The following is a 6280-nucleotide window of genomic DNA, read 5'->3' as shown; positions in this document are numbered from 1 at the left end:
CATCTATACAAGATAATAAAAAACTACGTGGAAAGACCGCATTTTGTATAAAAATATACGTTAAGTTGATGGATGTGGGGTAGAACCACATATCCATCAACTTAAGAAAAATAAATGCCCCCAAAATGAAAAAATGAGCTGAATTCCCTTAAATAGCTATATGGGGTCACTATATCATTCTGGGAAAATTGTACGCTAAGGACTACAAAATCTTATCCTATCAGCATCTTTAAAAGATAAATACATGTACAGAAAGATACAATCCAGAGATTAATTGGACTTTGAATTATGTACACACTATATGAACGTGATTATAGCTAGAAAACCTTGATATTATTGAATTCTATGCTTTGATTTTCTGTACACATAGAAACGACCATACAGTCTGATAAAGGAGTACTAACGTCTTTTCATGGATTTTATGCAATAATATATATTTTAGGGAAATACACAAATAGAGTATTCAATGCATTTAAGATAAGAATTAATGCCGGCTTAGTTCTAGTAAAATATTTAATCCTTTTTTTAATTCTTCCAATGATGCGTAGGCATAAGAAAGACGAATATGGTGTAAATCGCTTGGTTCATATATATAACCTGGATTGATTAAAACATTTTGTTTAAGTAACTTTAAAAATAGCGCCTTATTTACAATAGGTTCATGAAACCTGAGCCATATATAAAAACCACCCTCAGGCTTTTTCCACGTAGCGATTTTTTGAAATTGCTGTTCTAATATTTCTTCTACAAATGTAGCCCTTCTTTTCAATTGTTTACGAAGTGTAATCAGATGCTTTTCGTATAAACCGGATGATATCCAGTGTGCGACGATTTCTTGAGAAAAGGCACTTGAACCATAATCTGTTTGCATTTTAATATCAGCTAATCGCCCAATTACAGGTGAAGGTGCAACAACCCAACCAATCCGTAATCCAGGACTTAGCGTTTTGGATACACTACCGATATAAAGAACTTGCCCTGATGTATCAAATGACTTTATGGCAGGAGAAAATGATTCAAATAATAGTTCGTGATACACATCATCTTCAATAATCGGGATTTGTAGCTCTTTGCATGTATTGTATAGGTTTTTCTTTTCTTTTACCGACCAAGTATATCCTGTCGGATTGTGTAATGTTGGCACACAGTAAAATAAAGATTGTCTTTTTCTTTTGAGTGCCCGTAAATTGTCTGTCAAATCTGCGTCTCTTAAAACTGAAATCATACGCATTCCAGTGGATTGAAAGGGATGCACAGAATTTAAATACGAAGGTTGTTCTTGGAAGACAATGGATCCTTCTTCTAATAATCCAACTGCAATTAATTGAAGTGCTTGAAGTGCACCTGAAACAATTAAAATGTTCTCTGGTGCTGTTTGAACACCACGTTTTTTTAAATAATTACATAAAATTCCCCGAAGCTTTTCACTTCCTTGTGGTGATGAATAGCCAATTGCCTTTGATTCAAGTGAAATCTTTTTTAACGACTGCTCAATTTGTTTCGTTGGAAGTAATTCCGGTGATAATTCACCTGTTCCAAGACGGATGATATGATCCATTTGCTCATATTCGTTGATGAGTTGAATCGTATGGTAGTTTGGTTTATGAATACTCGATTCAATGTGTTGCTGCCAATTTGGTTGAGATCTGTTCAAAAGCACATTCCATGAATTATTGGCCACAAATACCCCTGATCCCACTTTAGATTCGAGCAAACCATCCGCTCTTAATTCATCAAGTACAAGTTGCACAGTACTTCGGTTCACATTAAATTGAGTTGCGAGTTGGCGTTGTGTTGGAATCTTTGTGCCAACAGTCCAATCACCTCGCTCAATATGAGATTTTATCCAATCTACAATTTGCTCTTGAACGGTCAAATGAGAATGACGATTTGGTTTCCATTTCATCTAATTCCCTCCTAAATTGGGTGGATAAAAAACCATCCAATTGGTTGTTTTCTTTTAGTTTTATCATAGTACGATAGTAATTGAAAGGGAGTTGATTATATGGAAGCCATTGTTCATGGAATAATCTTAGCATTCGGACTCATTTTACCTTTAGGGGTACAGAATGTATTTGTATTTTCACAAGGAGCCACACAGCCAAAACTAATTCGAGCACTTCCGGCGGCTGTTACAGCTGCACTATGTGATACTTTTTTAATTCTTTTAGCTGTTTTTGGGCTATCCACTATCGTTTTACAATTTGAATGGCTACGACTTAGCCTAATGATTGCTGGTATTTTATTTTTACTTTACATGGGATACGTTATTTGGAGGTCTGAGCCAACAACAAGTAAAACAAATAAAGCATTACCAATCCGTCAGCAAGTCATCTTTGCTTTATCGGTTTCTTTATTAAACCCTCATGCTCTCTTAGATATAGTCGGTGTTATTGGGACAAGTGCATTAAAATATGTCGGAACGGAACAAGTTATTTTTACAATCACATGTATTACAGTATCCTGGGTTTGGTTCTTTGGGTTAACGCTCGCCGGTACAGTCATGAAGAAGATAGATGGAACAGGAGGTTTAATGAACATATTCAACAAATGCTCCGCCCTGTTTATCTGGGGAACTGCCATTTATCTTTTTATTGGATTAACATAACGTACAGGGAACCGTTTAAAGTGTTTGGACTTATAGTATAAAATACAATTCCGCTAGGAACCTACTAGTATCCGTGCTCTTCTTCATATATTTGCACCAGAACCAAAATATAGATTATTTTAATTAAAAAAGAGGGTATTATGGTAAAAAAAAATAGGATAGGTACATTTATATCAATTTTAATACCGGTTTTATTGATTATATTCAATGTTAACTTTATATACAAAATTACTTTAACTGTAATTCCAGGACTCTCTATTTTTTTACCTATATTTCTTTGTCCAATTGGATTTCTCTTAGCTATTTTGTCTCATATAGTAGATAAAAATACTGGAGCAAAGATCGGGATAATATTAAATGTGGTAGTATTTTTGATTCCTTTTATTTGGATGATATATTGCTCATACAACCATCATGCGTTGGATTCATCAGTATAATCCTGAATTAAATGAGAAAGTGTGGCGTCATTTTAAAACAAACATGGAAATATGATTGATTTTTATTTAAATAAAACAAGAAATCATAAGGCTGCAAAGCGCTTTTTCAAGAAAGCTTTGCGGTCTTTTCATGTTTCAAGGCTTCGTGTTATTATAGTAGACAAGAATCCTCCCTATCCGATGGCGATTGCCGAATTGAAAAAAGAGAAAAAGATGTCGGTAGGCATCCAAATCAGACAGATAAAATATCTAAATAACATTGTGGAACAAGATTATCGTTTTATTAAGAAGCGTATACACTCTATGTTAGGGTTCAAATCATTTAAAACAGCAACTTCTATATTAATTGGTATTGAAGCCATGCATATAATTAAAAAAGGTCATATTCATTTACGGCATCAGTCTATTCAAAATCAGAAAGAGTTCATTCATCAAGTATTTAATTTTATGACATAAGATATGATTCTGCTAGGAATCTATTATTATTTTGTTCTTCTTCATATATTTGCACCAGAACCTTCTTGCTTACTTTTTAAAATAAACAGCACCAAAGTTTTCATTAAATCTCTTACACCATATAGAAACCGAACCATATGCACTTACATCTATTCCTTCAGGAATTTCATAGTTTTGGTCTCCTTTGTTTCCCTTTAATTTTCCTAATTCAATATACTGGTGGTTTTTCACATCTTCATTATTTTTCAAACGATCTGTAGGAACTAATACTACTCGTACATCTGGCCCGTTAGATGTTGAAAAATTAGAAAGTCGTAAAACACGTTTTCCATCCGCTAATTGATAGATTGTTCCTGTTCCAGTTGTTTCGTGGACACCGTTTTGAAACTGACCTGCACTTATAACTTGATCTTGAACTTGTTTTGTTTTCATTGATTGCATTTCTGTCTGTGGCAACGCTTCATTCACTTGCTTATCAATAAATAATTTCTCCGGTCGGAACAAAGACCATAACATTCCCACGACAATTATAAATCCACCTATAAACCATATATATTTTCTTCTCATAAAGTAAAAGACCTCCGTTAATATACTGTGTAGTAGTATGTTAACAAGAAGGTCTTTCATTTCTCTTTCATAAATGTTACAAAAGTCTTTCGGCGTTCTTATTTTTTTCTGATGTGATGGGAAGAGTAAACCAAAATTCACTTCCCTGTTTTCTATCTGCGCGATCTCTCACACCAATTTCTCCTTTGTGCTTTTCAATCAATGATTTTGCAATGGCTAGTCCAAGACCAGATCCTCCCGATTGTGAACTTCTTGATTGATCTGTCCTAAAAAAGCGTTCAAATACGCGTAGTTGGTCATTTGGAGAAATTCCTTCTCCTTCATCACGCAAAATGAACTGGACTTGTTGATTTTGCTTATTTTCCTCTACAATCAACTCAATTGTTCCAGAGACAGGGGAATATCGAATAGCATTATCTAACAAATTACCTATGACCCTTGCTATTTTACACGGCATAATTAATAGTCGGGGTAATCTATCAGGAACCTGCAATTGTAAATCAATCTGTTTGTCTTCTAATAAGACAGAATGTGACTCTAATACATCTAATAGAACTTTATCTATATGTGTGAAACTTGGATGAAAATCTACTTCATCAAACTCTAACTTTGAAAGTTCAAATAAGTCATTGATTAATCCACTTAATCTTTCTATTTCTTTTAAGATCGTTGCTAAGTATTGCTTTCTCATTTCAGGATCTTCAATCAGGTTATCTTGTAACGCTTCTATCATCAATTGTATGCTGGCCATAGGCGTTCGTAAGTCATGTGAAATATTCGTAATCAGCTCCTTACGTGCGTTTTCTCCTTCTTCTAACTGAGTAAACCCCTCTTCTAATTTTTTTGCCATCTGTTGAAAGGCTGTTGCTAATTCTTTAAACTCCTGTGGTTCTTTTCCAATTATATACATTGTTTCGAATTGTCTATCACTAAATTGTTTCGTTAATGCCATTAAATTTTTGATAGATCTCATGATAGGGCGTGTCATTAACCAGTAAATAAACGTTGAAATCATGAATGCCACAACCGCAATTATTGTTAATAGCCTTGTTTGTTCTGGTTCAAGTAACATTTTCGTCTCACTATACCATATAGCAAGTACCATGATACTCGTACTTAATACATTCATCAGTAATAATTGAATACGTAATCTCATGTTTCACTTCCTCCATTTGGCTCAAAACGATATCCTATCCCCCAAACCGTGTGAATCCAGCGACTCTTTATCGTATGCTTCTCCAATTTGTCACGTAAACGACTGACTAAAACAGTTACTATGTTTGTAGCCACTTCATATTCAGTATCCCAAATGAGTTCAAGAAGTTGCGAACGAGAAAAAACTTGTTTTGGATGCTTTGCCATGAGATAAAGTACCTCAAACTCTTTCGCTGTTAACTCCACTTTATTTTCACAAACCAATACACATCTCGTCTTTGGATAAATCTTTAAATCTGGACATTCTATCACTTCCGATAAGGATTCTTTTGCTTGTATCGGTACCTGGCTACCTCTTCTTAGTATAATTTGAACCCTTAATACTAATTCACGAGGGGAAAATGGCTTTGTTACATAATCATCTGCGCCCATTGTTAAGCCTAAAATTCGATCCCTTTCCTCGCCCTTAGCCGTTAACATAATAATAGGGACATTGGATTGTTGACGAATTTCCTCGCATAGTTCCCATCCATCTTTTTTCGGCATCATCAAATCTAAAATAATTAAATCTGGTTGATAAGTAAGGAATAAATTCCAACCTTCTGTACCATTTACAGCGGTATATACTTCATATTCTTCTCTTTCTAAATACCGTTTGCATACTTCTCGAATATTTTCTTCATCTTCTACGATTAAAATTCTTTTTTTCATCTGTAATCCTCGCTTCTTTTTCACCAATAATACAAAAGGTTCTCTTATATGCTTTCATCTAATACAGATATAAAATTCAGATAGGAAGATGTAACGACTAATCGTAGATCTAAATCAGAATCCTACACTTTGGTCTTATGGTCACTGAAAACGATTAAAAGTGCCAATATAATCTAGATGATAATTTTAGCATTTGATTACTTATATGACTAGATAAACACTTAAAATAGTAGTATCCCAATCATATAAATCGAAAATTTAAATCAGATTTTTAATTACAGACATTACTTATTTATCTTGTCAGGATTGATTTTATTGTGTATATGTTTTCCAAGATCTTCATAGT

General features: G+C 34.0%; 6 protein-coding genes and 1 pseudogene. 3 read left to right on the top strand and 4 right to left on the bottom strand.

Annotation, left to right across the window (positions count from 1 at the left end; translation table 11 throughout):
* Positions 1–484: 484 nt before the first annotated feature.
* Positions 485–1906: an aminotransferase-like domain-containing protein gene (locus SB773_RS18010; protein ID WP_410591227.1), complete on the bottom strand. Its 1422-nt coding sequence runs from the start codon at positions 1904–1906 to the stop codon at positions 485–487.
* 99 nt (positions 1907–2005) lie between these two features.
* On the opposite strand from SB773_RS18010, the gene SB773_RS18005 reads away from it, so the two are divergent.
* From SB773_RS18005 to SB773_RS17995, 3 genes and pseudogenes are all read left to right on the top strand, one after another.
* Positions 2006–2608 (top strand): LysE/ArgO family amino acid transporter, encoded by a 603-nt coding sequence (locus SB773_RS18005; RefSeq protein ID WP_002191501.1) that lies wholly within the window; start codon positions 2006–2008, stop codon positions 2606–2608.
* A 140-nt stretch (positions 2609–2748) separates the two neighbouring features.
* A complete protein-coding gene (locus tag SB773_RS18000; RefSeq protein ID WP_016103602.1) occupies positions 2749–3045 on the top strand; it encodes a hypothetical protein in 297 nt (98 codons plus the stop codon).
* Positions 3005–3501 (top strand): annotated as a pseudogene (locus SB773_RS17995) (DDE-type integrase/transposase/recombinase); the annotation flags it as partial. The gene SB773_RS18000 and the pseudogene SB773_RS17995, both read left to right, overlap by 41 nt.
* 69 nt (positions 3502–3570) lie before the next feature.
* On the opposite strand, the gene SB773_RS17990 reads toward SB773_RS17995, so the two are convergent.
* From SB773_RS17990 to SB773_RS17980, 3 genes are all read right to left on the bottom strand, one after another.
* The gene (locus SB773_RS17990; RefSeq protein ID WP_131247106.1) at positions 3571–4068 is read right to left on the bottom strand and encodes a DM13 domain-containing protein; all 498 of its coding nucleotides are present in this window, start codon (positions 4066–4068) and stop codon (positions 3571–3573) included.
* 76 nt (positions 4069–4144) lie between these two features.
* Positions 4145–5224 (bottom strand): sensor histidine kinase, encoded by a 1080-nt coding sequence (locus SB773_RS17985; protein ID WP_131247105.1) that lies wholly within the window; start codon positions 5222–5224, stop codon positions 4145–4147.
* Positions 5221–5934 (bottom strand): response regulator transcription factor, encoded by a 714-nt coding sequence (locus SB773_RS17980; RefSeq protein ID WP_215561228.1) that lies wholly within the window; start codon positions 5932–5934, stop codon positions 5221–5223. The genes SB773_RS17985 and SB773_RS17980 overlap by 4 nt, the downstream gene beginning before the upstream one ends.
* Positions 5935–6280 lie beyond the last annotated feature (346 nt).

The organism is Bacillus sp. SIMBA_074 (assembly GCF_046534555.1).
GTDB lineage: Bacteria > Bacillota > Bacilli > Bacillales > Bacillaceae_G > Bacillus_A > Bacillus_A mycoides.
The sequence above is the reverse complement of the archived record's forward strand: the minus strand, read 5'-3'. Positions and strand labels throughout refer to the sequence as shown.